The following is a 16,892-nucleotide window of genomic DNA, read 5'->3' as shown; positions in this document are numbered from 1 at the left end:
CGGCGATTCAAGTTCGTAGTCTGATGCAGCCGCTCCCTTGCCGCAGGCGATACGCCGGCGGGATAACAAGAACGATAAGGGGAACCCGCAATGATGCGACATCCACATGTCTGGATGGGCCTCCTGTTGTGGTCGATTTTCAGCCCGGCCAACGCGGCCTGGACTGTGAATATGGCGCCTGGAGCGACTGAAATCAGTCACGCAGTATTCGACCTGCACATGACCATTTTCTGGATCTGTGTGGTGATCGGGATCATCGTCTTCGGCGCCATGTTCTGGTCGATGATGGTGCACCGCCGCTCTACCGGCCAGGTCGCGGCCAAATTCCACGAAAGCACCGGCGTCGAGATCATGTGGACCATCGTGCCGCTGCTGATCCTGGTGGCCATGGCCGTCCCCGCCACCGCGACGCTGATCAAGATGTACGACACCAGCGAGCCGGACATCGATATCCAGATCACCGGTTATCAGTGGAAGTGGCACTACAAATACCTGGGCCAGGACGTTGAGTTCTTCAGCAACCTGGCCACCCCCGCCGAACAGATTCACAATAAAGAAGCCAAGGGCGAGCACTACCTGCTCGAAGTCGACAAGCCGCTGGTGCTGCCGATCGGCGCCAAGGTGCGCTTTCTGGTGACCTCGGCTGACGTCATTCACTCATGGTGGGTGCCGGCGTTTGCGGTCAAGCGCGACGCGATCCCCGGGTTCGTCAACGAAGCCTGGACGCGCATCGACAAACCCGGCCTCTACCGTGGCCAGTGCGCCGAATTGTGCGGCAAGGACCACGGCTTCATGCCGATCGTGGTCGAGGTCAAGGAACAGGCCGACTACGAAAAATGGCTCGCCGAGCGCAAGGCCGAGGCCGCGCAGCTCAAAGAACTGACCAGCAAGGAATGGACCCTCGACGAGCTCAAGGAGCGCGGCGACAAGGTTTACCACACCACCTGCGTTGCCTGTCACCAGGCCGAAGGCCAGGGCCTGCCGCCGATGTTTCCGGCACTCAAGGGCTCGAAAATCGCCACCGGGCCGATCAAGGATCACCTGAGCATCGTCTACCACGGCAAACCGGGCACCGCCATGGCGGCGTTCGGCAAACAGCTGTCGGAAGTCGATATCGCAGCGGTCGTGACTTACGAACGTAACGCCTGGGGCAACAACAAGGGCGACATGGTCACGCCAAAAGAAGTGCTGGAGCTGAAACAGGCGGAAAGCAAATGAGCCGGTCAATTGCGTATTCAGTGAACCGGTCGGGGCAGCGCGCCCTGGCCTGCCCCGTCCACTTTCGTGAAGGAGACCGGCCATGAGCGCTGTCATCGATGACCACGGTCACGCCGACCACGCCCACGGCCCCGCCAAAGGCCTGATGCGCTGGGTGCTGACCACCAACCACAAGGACATCGGCACGCTGTACCTGTGGTTTGCCTTCTGCATGTTCCTGCTGGGCGGCTCGTTCGCCATGGTCATTCGCGCCGAGCTGTTCCAGCCCGGCCTGCAGATCGTGCAGCCGGAATTCTTCAACCAGATGACCACCATGCACGGTCTGGTCATGGTGTTCGGTGCGGTGATGCCGGCATTCGTCGGTCTCGCCAACTGGATGATTCCGCTGATGGTCGGCGCGCCCGACATGGCCCTGCCACGGATGAACAACTTCAGTTTCTGGCTGTTGCCGGCAGCGTTTCTGCTGCTGGTCTCGACGCTGTTCACCCCCGGTGGCGGGCCGAATTTCGGCTGGACGTTCTACGCGCCGCTGTCGACGACTTATGCACCGGAAAGCGTGACGTTCTTCATCTTCGCCATCCACTTGATGGGCATCAGTTCGATCATGGGCGCGATCAACGTAGTCGCGACCATCCTCAACCTGCGCGCACCCGGCATGACCCTGATGAAAATGCCGCTGTTCGTGTGGACCTGGCTGATCACCGCGTTTCTGCTGATCGCAGTGATGCCGGTGCTCGCTGGCTGCGTGACGATGATGCTCATGGACATCCACTTCGGCACCAGTTTCTTCAGTGCTGCCGGCGGTGGTGATCCAGTGCTGTTCCAGCATGTGTTCTGGTTCTTCGGCCACCCCGAGGTGTACATCATGATCCTGCCGGCGTTCGGCGCGGTCAGCCAGATCATCCCGACCTTCGCGCGCAAGCCGCTGTTCGGCTACACCTCGATGGTCTACGCCACGGCGAGCATCGCGTTCCTGTCGTTCATCGTCTGGGCGCACCACATGTTCGTGGTCGGCATCCCGCTGGTGGGCGAGTTGTTCTTCATGTACGCGACCATGCTGATCGCCGTGCCTACGGGTGTGAAAGTGTTCAACTGGGCCAGCACCATGTGGCAGGGCTCGATGACCTTCGAGACGCCGATGCTGTTTGCCGTGGCGTTCGTCATCCTGTTCTCGATCGGTGGTTTTTCCGGGCTGATGCTGGCGATCGCCCCGGCGGACTTCCAGTACCAGGACACCTACTTCGTTGTCGCGCACTTCCACTACGTGCTGGTGCCCGGGGCGATCTTCGGCATCTTCGCCTCGGCCTATTACTGGCTGCCGAAGTGGACCGGGCACATGTACGACGAAACCCTCGGCAAGCTGCATTTCTGGCTGTCGTTCGTGGGCATGAACCTGACCTTTTTTCCGATGCACTTCGTCGGCCTTGCGGGGATGCCGCGACGGATTCCGGACTACAACCTGCAGTTCGCCGACTTCAACATGGTCTCGTCGATCGGCGCGTTCATGTTTGGCGCCACGCAGATCTTCTTCCTGTTCATCGTCATCAAGACCATCCGTGGCGGCGCACCGGCCCCGGCGAAACCGTGGGACGGCGCCGAAGGGCTGGAGTGGAGCGTGCCGTCGCCGGCGCCGTATCACACCTTCACCACGCCGCCGGAAGTGAAATGAACACCTCCTGTTTTTTGCAATGTGTGCAGAGGCACAGATCCCCAGTGGATGCTCACAGATCTTCTGTGGATGTACACAGATCCCCCGTGGCGAGGGGATTTATCCCCGTTGGGCTGCGCAGCAGCCCCAAAATCTGCAATCGAAATTTATCAGGTAGACCGTGTGCGCTGGATTCAGGGCCGCTTCGCAGCCCAACGGGGATAAATCCCCTCACCACAGCATCACCGGCCACCAGGGAACACGAGGGAGGCATGAACCATGGCTGACTCGATCTCGCTGAAGAAACTCGTCACCCGCCTGTTGCTGGTGGTAGTGGCGATGTTCGTCTTCGGTTTCGCCCTGGTGCCGATCTATGACGTGATGTGCAAAGCCTTCGGCATCAACGGCAAGACCGGCGGCCAGTATGCGGGCGAGCAAGTAGTCGACACGTCGCGCCAGGTGCGCGTGCAGTTTCTCTCGACCAACACCGCCGACATGCCGTGGGACTTTTACCCGAAACACGACGAGCTGACCGCCAATCCCGGCGCGGTGAACGAGATGGTCTTCATCGCACGCAATCCCACCGACAAACCGATGAGTGCGCAAGCGGTGCCGAGTATTGCGCCGAGCAACGCCGCGGCGTTTTTCCACAAGACCGAATGCTTTTGCTTTACCCAGCAGGTGCTGCAACCCGGTGAACAGATCGAGATGCCGGTGCGTTTCATCGTTGACCGCGACATGCCCAAGGAAGTGAAGCACCTGACGCTGTCCTACACGCTGTTCGATATCACCGCCCGACATCCGCCGGTGGCTGTTAACACTGGCGGTTGAGCGTGGCCGATAAGGAGAACAATAAATGGCAACTCATGAGCATTATTACGTCCCGGCCCAGAGCAAATGGCCGATCATCGCCACGCTCGGGATGTTCGTCACCGTGTACGGCCTCGCCACCTGGTTCAACGATCTCAAGGCCGCACGCCCGGATTCCCACGGCCCGCTGATCTTTTTCGTCGGCGGCCTGCTGCTGGCGTACATGCTGTTCGGCTGGTTCGGTGCGGTGATCAAGGAAAGTCGCGCGGGGCTGTACAGCCCGCAGCTGGACCGCTCGTTCCGCTGGGGCATGAGCTGGTTCATCTTTTCCGAGGTGATGTTCTTCGTCGCCTTCTTCGGCGCGCTGTTCTATGTGCGCCATGTGTCCGGGCCGGCGCTGGGCGGTGAGGGGCCGAAAGGCATCGCGCACATGCTCTGGCCGAACTTCGAATTTGTCTGGCCGCTGCTGCACACACCTGATCCGAAACTGTTCCCGCCGCCAAAAGAAGTCATCAGCCCGTGGGGCCTGCCGCTGATCAACACCATTCTGCTGGTCAGCTCCAGCGTGACCATCACCATCGCCCACCATGCGCTGAAGAAAGGCCATCGCGGTGCACTGAAACTGTGGCTGGCGATCACCGTACTGCTGGGCATCGCGTTCCTCGGTTTCCAGGCCGAGGAATACATCCACGCCTATAAAGAGCTGGGGTTGACCCTCGGCTCGGGCATCTACGGCGCGACGTTCTTCATGCTCACCGGATTCCACGGCGCCCACGTGACCATCGGCACGATCATCCTGTTCGTGATGCTGATGCGCATCATGAAAGGCCACTTCGACAACGAGCACCAGTTCGGTTTCGAGGCGGCGAGCTGGTACTGGCACTTCGTCGATGTGGTGTGGATCGGTTTGTTCTTCTTCGTTTACGTCCTCTGACTGCTGGCGCTACCAGGGCGCATGGGACACCAACTGGCCGCTATAGAAACCCCAGGCCATCAGGCCGACGGTGACCACGGCCAGTGCCACCCGAACACTCAAGGCGATGACCAGGCGATTGGAGCTGCTGTCGTCCTTGACCAGGAAAAACAGGCCGCTGAACAGGCTGACGACCGTGGCAATCAGCATCAGGACGATCGCTGCTTTGAACATGGCAAGACTCCGGGGGACAGGCGATGCAATTGAGTATAGCGATCGCGATGACTGACTTTATGGCGCGCCCATGAAGCGCTTTAGCCCGGGCGTGATTCCCACTGTCGTGGTGGCGCTGTTGCTGCCGCTGATGGTTGCGCTGGGCTTCTGGCAACTGGGCCGGGGCGCGGAGAAAACCGCGCTGCTGGCCAGTTATGCCGAACGTCGCGTGGCCGAACCGCTGGCCAGCAGTGAACTGCTCGGCAACGCCGACCCGGCTTACCGCCGCGTGCGCCTGCACGGCCAGTTCGACCCCGCCCATACCCTGTTGCTCGACAACCGCCAGCGTGGCGGCAAGGTCGGCGTTGAATTGCTGCAACCGTTTCAGGATCACCGCAGCGGTCTCTGGCTGCTAGTCAATCGCGGCTGGTTGCCTTGGCCCGACCGGCGTGTGCCGCCGCAATTCACGACACCCGCCGAGGCGCTGACGCTCGACGCCTGGGTCTATGTCGCCCCCGGCGCAACGTTCCAGTTGCACGCCGATCCGGTCAGCAGTGTCTGGCCGCAGACCATCACCGCCGTCGAGCCGGGCAAATTGTGGCAAACCCTGGAGCGCGACGGCTTCGCCTACGAATTACGCGCCGAACCCGGCCCGGTCAGCTATCAGACCGATTGGCCGGTAGTCGCGATGGGGCCGGAAAAACACCTCGGCTACGCCGTGCAATGGTTCGCCATGGCCACGGCCCTGCTCGGTCTTTACCTCTATTTGGGCTGGCACAACGCAAAGGAGAAACGCCATGGGAAGCGCCATGAATCCACCCAGCATGTCTGAGGCCAAACCCGTTCCCAGCCGCCGGCGCGGGCGCATTCAGTTGTTGCTGATCGTGCTTGGCGTGGTCGGGCCGATGCTGCTCGCCACCGGCATGTACAAATTGCAGTTCTGGGTGCCGGAAGGACGCAGCTATCACGGCGAGCTGATCGGCAACGGCCAGACCCGCGCCGACCTCGGCGTGCAGGCCGACGAGCAGCGCTGGCAGATTCTGGTCACGGCGCCGAAGGATTGCGCCGTCGATTGCCAGCAACTGGTTTATCTGGCGCGGCAGATCCAGATCAGCCTCGGCCGCGAAGCCGGCCGCGCCAGCCACGCCCTCGCCGCCGCGCAACCACTGAGCGCCGATTACGCCGCCAAGCTCGACCGTGAATATCCGCAACTGCAGCGCTATCCGCTGGATGCCGGCGTGTTCGCCAGGACCACCGGCGACAAAGCCGTGCCGCAGCTGTGGATCGTCGACCCGCACGGCAATCTGGTGCTGCGTTACGAGCCGAATGTGAAGGGCAAGGATCTGCTTAACGACCTGCGGCATCTGCTGAAACTGTCGAACATCGGATGAGGGCATCGTCATGGCCAAACCTGGATTTCGCCTCGCGCTGTTTGCCACCCTGCTGGCACTGATTGTAGTGCTGCTCGGCGCCTACACCCGCCTGACCCACGCCGGCCTCGGCTGCCCGGACTGGCCAGGCTGCTACGGCTTTATCAGCGTGCCGAAAAGCGAGGCGCAACTGGCCCATGCCGAACTGCACTTCCCTGACGCGCCAGTGGAGGCGCACAAGGGCTGGAACGAGATGATTCACCGCTACTTCGCCGGCACCCTCGGTTTGCTGATTTCAGTGCTGGCCGGGCGCGCCTGGGTCAACCGGCGCCATCCGGGCCAGCCGGTGAAACTGCCGCTGTTTCTGCTGGCGGTGGTCATCGCCCAAGCGGCGTTCGGCATGTGGACGGTGACGCTCAAGCTTTGGCCGCAAGTGGTCACCGGGCACTTGCTCGGCGGCTTTGCCACGTTGAGTCTGCTGTTTCTGTTGACGCTGAGGTTATCCGGCGTGCTGCCGGCGCTGACGGTACCGAAGCGCCTGCAATATTGGGCGACGGCGGGGCTGCTGCTGGTGATCGGCCAGATCGCCTTGGGCGGCTGGGTCAGTTCCAACTACGCAGCGGTGGCCTGCATCGACTTCCCCACCTGCCACGGCCAATGGCTGCCGCCGGCGGACTTCGCCAACGGTTTCCACCTGACCCAGCACATCGGCCCGAATTATCTCGGCGGGCAACTCGATAGCGATGCACGCACGGCGATTCACCTGACTCACCGCATCGGCGCTCTGCTGGTGACGGTCGTACTGCTCGGTCTGGCCTGGCAGTTGAAAGCGGTAGGCATGACCCGATTGGCCGGATTGCTGCTGATCGCCCTTGCGGCGCAGATCACCCTCGGCATCAGCAACGTGCTGTTTCATCTGCCGCTGCCGGTGGCCGTCGCCCATAACGCTGGCGGTGCGGCGTTATTGCTGACGCTGGTACTGGTCAATTACCACGCCCGCACCAGCCTGCTGCGGGTGAGCCAACCGGTGCTGGCGCGCTGGCGCTTGAGTGCGCACAAACCTGCCGTTGCGCCCATCGCATTGAAAGGAGAAACGCCATGGCGAGTCTGATCGGCGAGCGTGCGGCGCAAGCGCTGTGGCGCGATTATCTGGAGCTGACCAAACCGAAAGTCGTGGTGCTGATGCTGATCACCTCGCTGGTCGGCATGTTCCTCGCCACCCGCGCGGGCGTACCGTGGACAGTGCTGGTGTTTGGCAATCTGGGCATTGCCTTGTGTGCCGGCGGTGCGGCGGCGGTCAATCATGTGGTCGATCGGCGTATCGATGCGGTAATGGCGCGCACGCACAAACGTCCCTTGGCCGAAGGCCGGGTTTCACCTGCGGCGGCGCTGACCTTCGCCTTGGTGCTGGCGCTGCTCGGTCAGGCGCTGCTGCTGACTTTCACCAATCAGCTGACCGCGTGGCTGACCCTCGCCTCGCTGCTCGGTTACGCGGTGGTCTACACCGGTTTTCTCAAGCGTGCGACGCCGCAGAACATCGTCATCGGCGGCCTCGCTGGCGCCGCGCCACCGCTGCTCGGCTGGACCGCCGCCACCGGTCATGTCAGCGCCGAACCGCTGTTGCTGGTGCTGATCATCTTCGCCTGGACCCCGCCGCATTTCTGGGCGCTGGCGATTCATCGCAAGGAGGAATACGCCAAGGCCGACATTCCGATGCTGCCGGTGACCCATGGCGAGCACTACACCAAAGTACACATTCTGCTCTACACCTTCGCGCTGCTGGCGGTGAGTCTGCTGCCGTACGTGATTCACATGAGCGGCATGTTGTATCTGGTCTGTGCGCTGGCGTTGGGCGCAAGGTTTCTGCAATGGGCCGTGGTGCTGTACCGTGGCACTCGGCCGCACGCGGCGATCAATACCTTCAAGTACTCTATTTATTACTTGTTCCTGTTGTTCATCGCCCTGCTCGTAGACCACTACTTACTGTTGAACCTATGACCCGAACCCAGAAAACCGTCTTCATCCTCGTCGCCGTGATCGCGCTGATCCTCGGGCTTACCGTGAATAAAGTGCTGAACGGCAAAGGCCAGGGCGATCCGACTGCGCTGATCGACGCCGGGATCATTCTGCTGCCGCAGAGCCGCAACCTGCCGGACGTGACCATGACCGATCAGGACGGCAAACCGGTTGCAATCAATGAGTTGAAAGGCAAGTGGAGTCTGTTGTTCTTCGGCTACACCTTCTGCCCGGACATCTGCCCGACCACCCTGGCGCAACTGCGACAGATCAAGAGTGAACTGCCGAAAGAGGCTGTGGATAAATTGCAGATCGTGCTGGTCAGCGTGGACCCCAACCGCGATACGCCGAAGCAGTTGAAGCAGTATCTGGGCTACTTCGATCCGCAGTTCATTGGCCTGACGCCTTCATCTATCGAAGAGCTGCAGAAGGTGGCGAATGCGGTGAGCATTCCGTTTATTCCGGCGGATACGAGTAAGCCGAATTACACGGTGGACCATAGCGGCAATCTGGCGGTGATCGGGCCGGATGGTACGCAGCGTGGGTTTATTCGGGCGCCGTTGAACAATGCCAAGCTGGTGGCGCAGTTGCCGGCGATGCTTGAGCGCAATTGACAGTTCAAAAGCTAAAAAGCCCCTCACCCTAACCCTCTCCCAGAGGGAGAGGGGACTGGCCGAGGTGTTTATTCGAATTGCGCCGACCTCCAATTGTGAGTCGAACTCAGGCTCGAAAAGCTTGAAGGTCGGCCCCCTCTCCCTCGGGAGAGGGCTGGGGTGAGGGGCAGCTTCAAAGCAGGTCCAAAGCCAGACACCAGACACAAAAAAGGGGACGCCATTGGCGTCCCCTTTTTCATTGCAGCCATCCAAATCAGAACGCCGGCAATACCGCGCCTTTGTACTTCTCGGTAATGAACTGCTTCACTTGCGGGCTGTGCAGCGCAGCCGCCAGTTTCTTCATCGCGTCGCTGTCCTTGTTGTCCGGGCGGGACACGAGGATGTTTACGTATGGCGAGTCGTTGCCTTCGATCACCAGCGCATCCTTGGACGGATCAAGCTTGGCTTCCAGCGCGTAGTTGGTGTTGATCAGCGCCAGATCGACCTGAGTCAGCACGCGCGGGATGGTCGCGGCTTCCAGTTCACGGATCTTCAGGTCTTTCGGATTCTCGGCGATGTCTTTGACGGTCGACAGAATGTTCTTCGAATCCTTGAGCTTGATCACGCCAGCCTTGTCCAGCAGCAACAGCGCACGGCCGCCGTTGGTGGCGTCGTTCGGGATCACCACGTTGGCACCGCCGGGCAGGTCTTTCAGATCCTTGATCTTGCTCGAATATGCGCCCAGTGGCTCCAGATGCACACCGGTCACGGCTACAAGATCAGTGCCCTTGGCCTTGTTGAATTCATCAAGATACGGCTGGTGCTGGAAGAAGTTCGCGTCCAGACGCTTTTCCGCGACCTGTACGTTCGGCTGAATGTAGTCGGTGAAGACCTTGACCTTCAGATCCACGCCTTCCTTGGCCAGGGCCGGTTTGACGAACTCGAGGATTTCCGCGTGCGGCACCGGAGTGGCGGCAACGGTCAGGGTCTCGGCGTGGGCCGAAAACGCCGCAACAGCGGCGAAAGCAGCGATCAGTTTTTTCATTCAGCTAACTCCTTGTGAGGGCGCCCGCCAGCGAATGGCCGGCGCCTCTTGATTAAAAAACCGCTTATTTGCGCGAGAAATGCACGACCAGGCGGTCGCCAACCATTTGCAGCACTTGCACCAGAATCAACAGCAGCACCACGGTGACGATCATCACGTCGGTCTGGAAACGCTGGTAGCCGAAACGGATCGCCAGGTCGCCCAGACCACCGGCGCCGACCACACCGGCCATCGCCGTGTAGGACACCAGTGTAATCGCTGTCACCGTAATCGCTGCGAAGATGCCCGGACGGGCTTCCGGCAGCAGGGCGTTCATGATGATCTGCCGCGTGGTCGCGCCCATCGACTGGGTCGCTTCGATGATGCCGCGATCGACTTCGCGCAGCGCGGTTTCCACCAGACGCGCGAAGAACGGCGTGGCGCCCACCACCAGCGGCGGGATCGCCCCGGCCACACCCAGCGAGGTGCCGGTGATCAGCACGGTGAACGGGATCATCACGATCAGCAGAATAATGAACGGCAGCGAACGCAAGATGTTCACCACCAGCGACAGCACGGCGTAGAGGCCACGGTTCTCCAGCAACTGACGCGGGCTGCAGAGAAACAGCAGCACCCCCAGCGGCAGACCGAGCAGCACGGTGAACAACAGCGAACCGCCGAGCATCAGCATGGTGTCGCCAGTCGCCAGCCAGATTTCGTACCAGTCGATATTGGCGAAGAAACTTATCAGGTCGGCCATTAGCGCAACACCTCCATGTGAACGTCAGCGGCGGTGAAGCGGGCAAACGCCGCTTCCATGTCGCCACCGGTGACAGCGAGGGTCAGTTGCCCGTACGGAATGTCTTTGATGCGGTCGATGCGACCGGCAAGGATGCTGTAGTCGACGCCGGTTTCCCGGGCGACGGTGCCGAGCAACGGCGCGTAGGTCGCTTCACCCTGGAAGGTCAGACGCACGATGCGCCCGGGCACGTGGGCGAAATCGTCACGCTGCTCGCTCTCGTCAATCTGCTCGCTTTCCTGGACGAAACGCTTGGTGGTCGGGTGCTGCGGATGCAGGAACACATCGGCCACCGGACCCTGCTCGACGATCACGCCGGCGTCCATCACCGCGACCTGATCGCAGACTCGACGGATCACGTCCATTTCGTGGGTGATCAGGACAATGGTCAGTTTCAGCTCGCGATTGATTTCTGCCAGCAGTTGCAGGACCGATGCGGTGGTCTGCGGGTCGAGGGCGCTGGTGGCCTCGTCGCACAGCAGAATCTTCGGCTTGGTCGCCAGCGCACGGGCGATGCCGACGCGCTGCTTCTGACCGCCGGACAGTTGCGCCGGGTACTTTTTCGCGTGGTCGGACAAACCGACCCGCGCCAGCAGCTCGGCCACCCGTTGGTTGATTTCACTGCTCGACAGCTCACCGGCCAGGGTCAGCGGCAGGGCCACGTTGTCGGCGACGGTCTTGGAGGCGAGCAGATTGAAGTGCTGGAAGATCATCCCGACCTGCTGGCGGAAACGGCGCAGGCCGTTGGCGTCCAGTGCGGTGACTTCTTCGCCGTCGACGATGATCTTGCCGCCACTGGAGTCTTCCAGGCGATTGATCAGACGCAGCAGGGTACTTTTGCCCGCACCGGAATGGCCAATCAGGCCGAACACCTGGCCGTTCTCGATGGCGAGACTGGTCGGGTGCAGCGCGGGAATATCCTTACCGGCAACGCGGTAAGTCTTGTGGACGTTTTGAAACTCGATCACGTAGCGAACCTTGTGGGGCGCGTTGGAAAAGGATCAGCGGTTAGCCGGGCGCGCATTTTAGCCTGTCCGTATAGAGGTTCTTAGCATTTATTTCGCAATTAACCTTCAATTTGGCAATAACGCGATCAAAGGTCAGATAAACGGAACGGCTGAAACGCTCATCAGTCACTACTTAAGCGACTTGAAACCCCTGGGTGCCGTGCCCGGGAATCACTCAAGGGTCTTCGGAAGGCATCCGGGGCCAAACGAGGAGTTTACGTCTGATGAGCATCAAAAAGCCTGCACCTGATAAAAGCGAAATGGCCGGGACCGATACCCCGGATCGCGCCAACACCAACGCCAAGCTCGACAGCCTGGAAGAATTCCGTTCCGACGCCACCGGTCAGGCGCTACGCACCAATCAGGGCGTGAAGATCGCCGACAACCAGAACACCCTCAAAGCCGGGCCGCGCGGGCCGTCGCTGCTGGAAGATTTCATCATGCGTGAAAAGATCACGCACTTTGACCATGAGCGCATTCCGGAGCGTATCGTCCATGCGCGCGGTACCGGCGCGCACGGTTTCTTTCAGACTTACGAGAACCATGCAGCACTGACCAAGGCCGGTTTCCTACAGGATCCGGGCAAGAAAACCCCGGTGTTCGTGCGTTTTTCTACGGTGCAGGGGCCACGGGGTTCCGGCGATACCGTGCGTGACGTGCGCGGCTTTGCGGTGAAATTCTTCACCGACGAAGGCAACTTCGACCTCGTCGGCAACAACATGCCGGTGTTCTTCATTCAGGACGCGATCAAGTTCCCGGACTTCGTCCACGCGGTGAAACCCGAGCCGCACAACGAAATCCCGACCGGCGGCTCGGCTCACGACACGTTCTGGGACTTCGTCTCGCTGGTGCCGGAATCGGCGCACATGGTCATCTGGGCGATGTCCGACCGGGCGATCCCGAAAAGCCTGCGCAGCATGCAGGGCTTCGGCGTGCACACCTTCCGCCTGATCAACGCCGAGGGCAAATCACGCTTCGTCAAATTCCACTGGCGCCCTACCGCCGGCACTTGCTCGCTGGTGTGGGACGAGGCGCAGAAGCTCGCCGGTAAGGACACCGACTACCACCGCCGCGACCTGTGGGAAGCGATCGAGATGGGCGATTACCCGGAATGGGAACTGGGCGTGCAGATCGTCGAAGAAGAGAACGAACACGATTTTGACTTCGACATCCTCGACCCGACCAAGATCATTCCAGAAGAAATCGTCCCGATTACGCCGCTGGGCAAAATGACCCTGAACCGCAACCCGGACAACTTCTTCGCCGAAACCGAGCAGGTCGCCTTCTGCCCTGGCCACATTGTGCCGGGTATCGACTTCTCCAATGACCCGTTGCTGCAAGGTCGGCTGTTTTCCTATACCGACACGCAGATCAGCCGACTCGGCGGGCCGAACTTCCATGAGTTGCCGATCAACCGTCCGGTGGCGCCGTTCCACAACGGCCAGCGCGATGCGCAACACCGCACCACCATCGACAAGGGGCGTGCCTCGTACGAGCCGAACTCGATCGACGGCGGTTGGCCAAAAGAAACCCCGCCAGCGGCACAGGACGGTGGTTTCGAGAGCTACCCGGAGCGCATCGATGCGGCGAAGATCCGTCAGCGCAGCGAATCGTTCAGCGATCACTTCTCCCAGGCCCGCTTGTTCTTCAACAGCATGAGCGACCACGAAAAAGAGCACATCATCGCTGCCTACAGCTTCGAGCTGGGCAAGGTCGAACGTGAGTTCATCCGTGCCCGTGAAGTGAACGAGATCCTCGCCAATATCGACCTGACCCTGGCCAAACGTGTGGCTGAAAACCTTGGTTTGCCGGCACCAGCCAAAGGCACGGTCGAAGTGCGCAAGACCTCGCTGGAGCAATCGCCAGCGCTGAGCCAGGCCAACCTGCTGCCAGGCAACATCAAGACGCGCAAAGTGGCGATCCTTGCTGCCAACGGTGTTGACGCTGCGGCCATCGATGCGATGAAGAAGGCGCTGGAAGCCGAAGGTGCCCACGCGAAACTGCTTGGCCCGACCTCGGCGCCAGTGAAGACCGCTGATGGCAAGGCATTGCCGGTGGATGCCTCGATGGAAGGCATGCCTTCAATTGCGTTCGATGCGGTGTTCGTACCGGGTGGCGCGGCGTCGATTACCGCGTTGAGCGGTGACGGCGTGGCGTTGCATTATCTGCTCGAAGCTTACAAGCATCTCAAGGCGATCGCGCTGCACGGCGAGGCCAAGCAGTTGCAGGACCTGTTGAAGCTCGACGCGGATGCGGGGTTGTTGCAGGGCGCGGATGTCGGGGCGTTGACCAAGCCGTTCTTCGCCGCGATCGGCAAGCATCGGGTCTGGGCGCGGGAGCCTAAGGCCAAGGCTATTCCGGCTTAAGACCTTTATTGGTTGAGAGGACGCTTTCGCGAGCAGGCTCGCTCCCACAGGTACGCTGTTGCACCTGTGGGAGCGAGCCTGCTCGCGAAGCTTTTTATGGCTTGCGCGGGCTTAAAACCATCTGCGCCGGAACCGTGCGCAAGATCTGCTTCTCGATCTGCAAATCAAAATCAGGATCGAGCTTCTTTACTCGCTTGCTCAGCAACGTCGCCAGCCAAGGATAATCCGCGGTGCGCGGCGCCTGAATGCTGACAGCGCATTCGTAATTCACCACATCGGCGGCGATAGCATCGAGTTGCCGTTGCAGCTTGTGAATATCGCCGATGTTCAACGCAACAGTGGTGCTCTCGGCGGTCGGGTCGATGACCTTGGCTTTCGGCCTGGCTTCGGCAGCCAGCAGCGCGGCCTCGGCCTTTTCCAGCTCGGCCTTGCGCGCTTCGGTGATCGCGCCGTTGACGCCGCCGGTCAGCGCTGGCGCCTTGGGCATCAGAGCACGGGCGCGGCTGAGCGCGGTGGCGGCAGCGTTGACATCGCCTTTCTGCAGAACGATCTGGCTGCGGCGCAGGTACGCCTCGGCCAGCTGCCGCTGGTACTGCTCAAGGGACTGATCGTTGGGGGTCGCGGCCTGCAACGCGGCCAACTGGTCTTCGGCGGTGGCCAGTTCGCTGCTGGCCAGGCTTTGCTCCAGCTGTGCGATGGCCGTAGCCCGCGCGTCCGGGAGTTCAGCCACCGGCGGCGTGCTTTGGCAGGCGCCCAGTAGCACTGAAAATGCGACAAGGAGCAGATAACGGGAGGCGAACGGCTTCATTCCTGCGACTCTCTAATTGCGCAAAAAGCGGCCAAGTCTACACCCCACGACGGGGCAGAACAAAACTCAACAGAAACAGCGCGGCTGCCGTCACAACGATAGACGGCCCCGCCGGGGTGTCCTTGAACCACGACAACGCCAGCCCGCCGCACACCGCGAGCATGCCCAGCAGGCTCGCGCCCAAGGCCATCTGCTCCGGCGAACGGGCGTGACGCTGTGCCGCAGCCGCCGGGATGATCAGTAGCGATGTAATCAGCAACACCCCGACGATTTTCATCGCCACGGCGATCACCACCGCGATCAACAGCATCAGCGCCAAGCGCAAACCCGCAACCGGCAGGCCTTCGACCCGCGCCAATTCTTCGTGCACGGTGACCGCCAGCAGCGGCCGCCACAGCGTCACCAGCAACACCAGCACCGCCGCGGTGCCACCGAGAATCCACGCAAGATCGCTCGGACTGATTGCCAGCAAGTCGCCGAACAGATAGGCCATCAGGTCGATCCGCACTTCATGCATGAAGCTTAGTACCACCAGGCCGAGAGAGAGGGTGCTCGGCGCAAGAATTCCCAATAGTGTGTCGGACGCCAGTGGCTGACGCTGTTGCAACGTCACCAAGAGCACCGCCAGCAGCAGGCAACCGACCGTCACCGCCACCGTCGGGCTGACGTCCAGCAGAAAGCCCAGCGCCACGCCGAGCAACGCAGCGTGGGAAAGGGTATCGCCGAAATAGGCCATGCGCCGCCACACCACAAACGAGCCGAGCGGTCCGGCCACCAGCGCCAGGGCCAGACCTGCAAGCAGGGCATACAAAAGAAAATCAGCCATGCTTGCAGCCGTCTCCATGAACATGAGGTTGCCCGCCGAGCGGACCTTTGACCACCGAACCGTGCAGGTCGTGGGCGTGGTCGTGATGGTGGTGATAGATCGCCAGACTCGGCGCGTTCTTGCCGAACAACTCGACAAATGCCGGATCGCCGCTGACCTGCTCGGGATGCCCGGAGCAGCAGACGTGACGATTGAGGCAGACCACCTGATCGGTAGTGCTCATCACCAGATGCAAATCGTGGGACACCATCAGCACGCCGCAACCGTGGCGGTCGCGCAGACGGGTGATCAAGCTGTACAGCTCGGCCTGCCCGGCCACGTCGACGCCCTGCACCGGCTCATCGAGCACCAACAGTTCCGGCTCGCGCAGCAGTGCCCGAGCCAGCAGCACGCGCTGCATTTCGCCGCCGGAAACGCTCTGCACCGGGCTGTCGATCACGTGTTCAGCGCCAACTTCCTTCAACGCGGCCAAGGCACGCGAACGATCGACGCCAGGCACCAGGCGCAGGAAGCGCAGCACTGACAGCGGCAGGGTCGGGTCGACATGCAGCTTCTGCGGCATGTAGCCGACGCGCAGCTTCGGTTTGCGCCAGACGCTGCCGCTGTTTGGCTTCAACAGCCCGAGCACGGCGCGTACCAACGTGGTCTTGCCGGCGCCATTGGGGCCGATCAGGGTGACGATCTGCCCCGGCTCGACGCTCAGCTCGATGTTGTCCAGCACGGTCTGCCCGGCAAACGTGACGGCGACCTGCTCCAGACGGATCAGCGCGTTGCTCATCAGGCCCCCTGGCAACCGGCGCACAGACCAACCACTTCGACCGTCTGCGCTTCGACGATGAAACCCACGTCTTTGGCGCTGCTGATGATCGCGTCGCTGATCACTTTTTGCTCAAGTTCGATGGCGGCGTGGCACTCGCGGCAGATCAGGAACTGGCCTTGATGCGCGTGTTCAGGATGCACGCAGCCAACGAAGGCGTTGAGCGACGAGATGCGATGGACCAGGCCGTTTTCGAGCAGGAAATCCAGTGCGCGGTACACCGTAGGCGGCGCGGCGCGGCGGCCGTCCTGCTCGCTGAGCACCGCAAGGATGTCGTAGGCACCCAGCGGCTTGTGGCTTTGCCAGACCAGTTCCAGCACGCGGCGGCGCAGGGCAGTCAGACGCAAACCTTTCTGCGCGCACAAGGTATCGGCCTCGGACAGAGCGCTGTGCACGCAATGGGAGTGGTCGTGGGGACGGCTGGCAATCGGTGTAATAGGCATGAGCGGCGACGAGATTTGCTG

General features: G+C 61.4%; 18 protein-coding genes. 10 read left to right on the top strand and 8 right to left on the bottom strand.

The features are described from left to right. The first annotated feature begins 90 nt into the window (after window positions 1-90). The 4 genes from coxB to AB4O45_RS13755 all read left to right on the top strand — a co-directional run bounded on the left by coxB (window position 91) and on the right by AB4O45_RS13755 (window position 4,610). A complete protein-coding gene (coxB, locus tag AB4O45_RS13770; RefSeq protein ID WP_016772326.1) occupies window positions 91-1,218 on the top strand; it encodes a cytochrome c oxidase subunit II in 1,128 nt (375 codons plus the stop codon). Window positions 1,219-1,300: 82 nt separating this feature from the next. Beyond that, complete coding sequence (gene ctaD / locus AB4O45_RS13765; protein ID WP_016772327.1) at window positions 1,301-2,887, top strand: cytochrome c oxidase subunit I; 1,587 nt, start codon at window positions 1,301-1,303, stop codon at window positions 2,885-2,887. 258 nt (window positions 2,888-3,145) lie between these two features. After that, window positions 3,146-3,697, top strand: coding sequence for a cytochrome c oxidase assembly protein (locus tag AB4O45_RS13760; RefSeq protein WP_016772328.1), 552 nt, complete (start codon window positions 3,146-3,148; stop codon window positions 3,695-3,697). A 25-nt stretch (window positions 3,698-3,722) separates the two neighbouring features. Next, window positions 3,723-4,610 carry a cytochrome c oxidase subunit 3 gene (locus AB4O45_RS13755; protein WP_095182286.1) on the top strand — a complete coding sequence of 296 codons (888 nt, stop codon included), beginning with the start codon at window positions 3,723-3,725 and terminating at the stop codon, window positions 4,608-4,610. A 9-nt stretch (window positions 4,611-4,619) separates the two neighbouring features. On the opposite strand, the gene AB4O45_RS13750 is transcribed toward AB4O45_RS13755, so the two are convergent. Then, complete coding sequence (locus tag AB4O45_RS13750; RefSeq protein WP_016772330.1) at window positions 4,620-4,823, bottom strand: twin transmembrane helix small protein; 204 nt, start codon at window positions 4,821-4,823, stop codon at window positions 4,620-4,622. 70 nt (window positions 4,824-4,893) lie between these two features. On the opposite strand from AB4O45_RS13750, the gene AB4O45_RS13745 reads away from it, so the two are divergent. From AB4O45_RS13745 to AB4O45_RS13725, 5 genes are read left to right on the top strand one after another with little or no spacing between them, the layout of a single operon-like run. Further along, window positions 4,894-5,634, top strand: a complete 741-nt coding sequence (locus AB4O45_RS13745; protein ID WP_460160196.1) for an SURF1 family protein — start codon at window positions 4,894-4,896, stop codon at window positions 5,632-5,634. Continuing rightward, window positions 5,600-6,193: a hypothetical protein gene (locus AB4O45_RS13740; RefSeq protein WP_056791251.1), complete on the top strand. Its 594-nt coding sequence runs from the start codon at window positions 5,600-5,602 to the stop codon at window positions 6,191-6,193. Before AB4O45_RS13745 ends, AB4O45_RS13740 begins: the two co-directional genes overlap by 35 nt. 10 nt (window positions 6,194-6,203) lie before the next feature. Beyond that, window positions 6,204-7,283: a COX15/CtaA family protein gene (locus AB4O45_RS13735; protein WP_039757117.1), complete on the top strand. Its 1,080-nt coding sequence runs from the start codon at window positions 6,204-6,206 to the stop codon at window positions 7,281-7,283. Beyond that, entirely contained in the window at window positions 7,271-8,170 is a 900-nt protein-coding gene (gene cyoE, locus AB4O45_RS13730; RefSeq protein WP_095182288.1) for a heme o synthase, read from the top strand. Before AB4O45_RS13735 ends, cyoE begins: the two co-directional genes overlap by 13 nt. Beyond that, a complete protein-coding gene (locus AB4O45_RS13725) occupies window positions 8,167-8,802 on the top strand; it encodes an SCO family protein (protein ID WP_460160195.1) in 636 nt (211 codons plus the stop codon). Before cyoE ends, AB4O45_RS13725 begins: the two co-directional genes overlap by 4 nt. A 253-nt stretch (window positions 8,803-9,055) precedes the next feature. Here the strand turns inward: AB4O45_RS13725 and AB4O45_RS13720 are convergent, their stop codons facing one another. The 3 genes from AB4O45_RS13720 to AB4O45_RS13710 all read right to left on the bottom strand — a co-directional run bounded on the left by AB4O45_RS13720 (window position 9,056) and on the right by AB4O45_RS13710 (window position 11,572). Next, window positions 9,056-9,826, bottom strand: coding sequence for a MetQ/NlpA family ABC transporter substrate-binding protein (locus tag AB4O45_RS13720; RefSeq protein WP_252879183.1), 771 nt, complete (start codon window positions 9,824-9,826; stop codon window positions 9,056-9,058). A gap of 64 nt (window positions 9,827-9,890) precedes the next feature. Continuing rightward, window positions 9,891-10,565, bottom strand: coding sequence for a methionine ABC transporter permease (locus tag AB4O45_RS13715; RefSeq protein ID WP_460160194.1), 675 nt, complete (start codon window positions 10,563-10,565; stop codon window positions 9,891-9,893). After that, window positions 10,565-11,572 carry a methionine ABC transporter ATP-binding protein gene (locus tag AB4O45_RS13710; RefSeq protein WP_016772338.1) on the bottom strand — a complete coding sequence of 336 codons (1,008 nt, stop codon included), beginning with the start codon at window positions 11,570-11,572 and terminating at the stop codon, window positions 10,565-10,567. The genes AB4O45_RS13715 and AB4O45_RS13710 overlap by 1 nt, the downstream gene beginning before the upstream one ends. Before the next feature lie 263 nt (window positions 11,573-11,835). On the opposite strand from AB4O45_RS13710, the gene katE reads away from it, so the two are divergent. After that, window positions 11,836-13,977, top strand: coding sequence for a catalase HPII (gene katE / locus AB4O45_RS13705; protein ID WP_150637312.1), 2,142 nt, complete (start codon window positions 11,836-11,838; stop codon window positions 13,975-13,977). A gap of 94 nt (window positions 13,978-14,071) precedes the next feature. Here the strand turns inward: katE and AB4O45_RS13700 are convergent, their stop codons facing one another. From AB4O45_RS13700 to AB4O45_RS13685, 4 genes are read right to left on the bottom strand one after another with little or no spacing between them, the layout of a single operon-like run. Further along, window positions 14,072-14,785, bottom strand: a complete 714-nt coding sequence (locus tag AB4O45_RS13700) for a PA5502 family lipoprotein (protein ID WP_460160193.1) — start codon at window positions 14,783-14,785, stop codon at window positions 14,072-14,074. A gap of 37 nt (window positions 14,786-14,822) precedes the next feature. After that, entirely contained in the window at window positions 14,823-15,611 is a 789-nt protein-coding gene (gene znuB / locus AB4O45_RS13695) for a zinc ABC transporter permease subunit ZnuB (RefSeq protein ID WP_016772340.1), read from the bottom strand. After that, entirely contained in the window at window positions 15,604-16,389 is a 786-nt protein-coding gene (znuC, locus tag AB4O45_RS13690; RefSeq protein ID WP_024014991.1) for a zinc ABC transporter ATP-binding protein ZnuC, read from the bottom strand. The genes znuB and znuC overlap by 8 nt, the downstream gene beginning before the upstream one ends. Further along, window positions 16,389-16,871, bottom strand: coding sequence for a Fur family transcriptional regulator (locus AB4O45_RS13685; RefSeq protein ID WP_024014990.1), 483 nt, complete (start codon window positions 16,869-16,871; stop codon window positions 16,389-16,391). Before AB4O45_RS13685 ends, znuC begins: the two co-directional genes overlap by 1 nt. Window positions 16,872-16,892 lie beyond the last annotated feature (21 nt).

It is taken from the genome of Pseudomonas sp. S2_B10 (assembly GCF_054668425.1).
The sequence above is the reverse complement of the archived record's forward strand: the minus strand, read 5'-3'. Positions and strand labels throughout refer to the sequence as shown.

Bases quoted from the DNA above. Each gene is read 5' to 3' on its own strand.
- coxB (WP_016772326.1), top strand. From the start codon at position 91: ATGATGCGACATCCACATGTCTGGATGGGCCTCCTGTTGTGGTCGATT.
- ctaD (WP_016772327.1), top strand. From the start codon at position 1,301: ATGAGCGCTGTCATCGATGACCACGGTCACGCCGACCACGCCCACGGC.
- AB4O45_RS13760 (WP_016772328.1), top strand. From the start codon at position 3,146: ATGGCTGACTCGATCTCGCTGAAGAAACTCGTCACCCGCCTGTTGCTG.
- AB4O45_RS13755 (WP_095182286.1), top strand. From the start codon at position 3,723: ATGGCAACTCATGAGCATTATTACGTCCCGGCCCAGAGCAAATGGCCG.
- AB4O45_RS13750 (WP_016772330.1), bottom strand. From the start codon at position 4,823: ATGTTCAAAGCAGCGATCGTCCTGATGCTGATTGCCACGGTCGTCAGC.
- AB4O45_RS13745 (WP_460160196.1), top strand. From the start codon at position 4,894: ATGAAGCGCTTTAGCCCGGGCGTGATTCCCACTGTCGTGGTGGCGCTG.
- AB4O45_RS13740 (WP_056791251.1), top strand. From the start codon at position 5,600: ATGGGAAGCGCCATGAATCCACCCAGCATGTCTGAGGCCAAACCCGTT.
- AB4O45_RS13735 (WP_039757117.1), top strand. From the start codon at position 6,204: ATGGCCAAACCTGGATTTCGCCTCGCGCTGTTTGCCACCCTGCTGGCA.
- cyoE (WP_095182288.1), top strand. From the start codon at position 7,271: ATGGCGAGTCTGATCGGCGAGCGTGCGGCGCAAGCGCTGTGGCGCGAT.
- AB4O45_RS13725 (WP_460160195.1), top strand. From the start codon at position 8,167: ATGACCCGAACCCAGAAAACCGTCTTCATCCTCGTCGCCGTGATCGCG.
- AB4O45_RS13720 (WP_252879183.1), bottom strand. From the start codon at position 9,826: ATGAAAAAACTGATCGCTGCTTTCGCCGCTGTTGCGGCGTTTTCGGCC.
- AB4O45_RS13715 (WP_460160194.1), bottom strand. From the start codon at position 10,565: ATGGCCGACCTGATAAGTTTCTTCGCCAATATCGACTGGTACGAAATC.
- katE (WP_150637312.1), top strand. From the start codon at position 11,836: ATGAGCATCAAAAAGCCTGCACCTGATAAAAGCGAAATGGCCGGGACC.
- AB4O45_RS13700 (WP_460160193.1), bottom strand. From the start codon at position 14,785: ATGAAGCCGTTCGCCTCCCGTTATCTGCTCCTTGTCGCATTTTCAGTG.
- znuB (WP_016772340.1), bottom strand. From the start codon at position 15,611: ATGGCTGATTTTCTTTTGTATGCCCTGCTTGCAGGTCTGGCCCTGGCG.
- znuC (WP_024014991.1), bottom strand. From the start codon at position 16,389: ATGAGCAACGCGCTGATCCGTCTGGAGCAGGTCGCCGTCACGTTTGCC.
- AB4O45_RS13685 (WP_024014990.1), bottom strand. From the start codon at position 16,871: ATGCCTATTACACCGATTGCCAGCCGTCCCCACGACCACTCCCATTGC.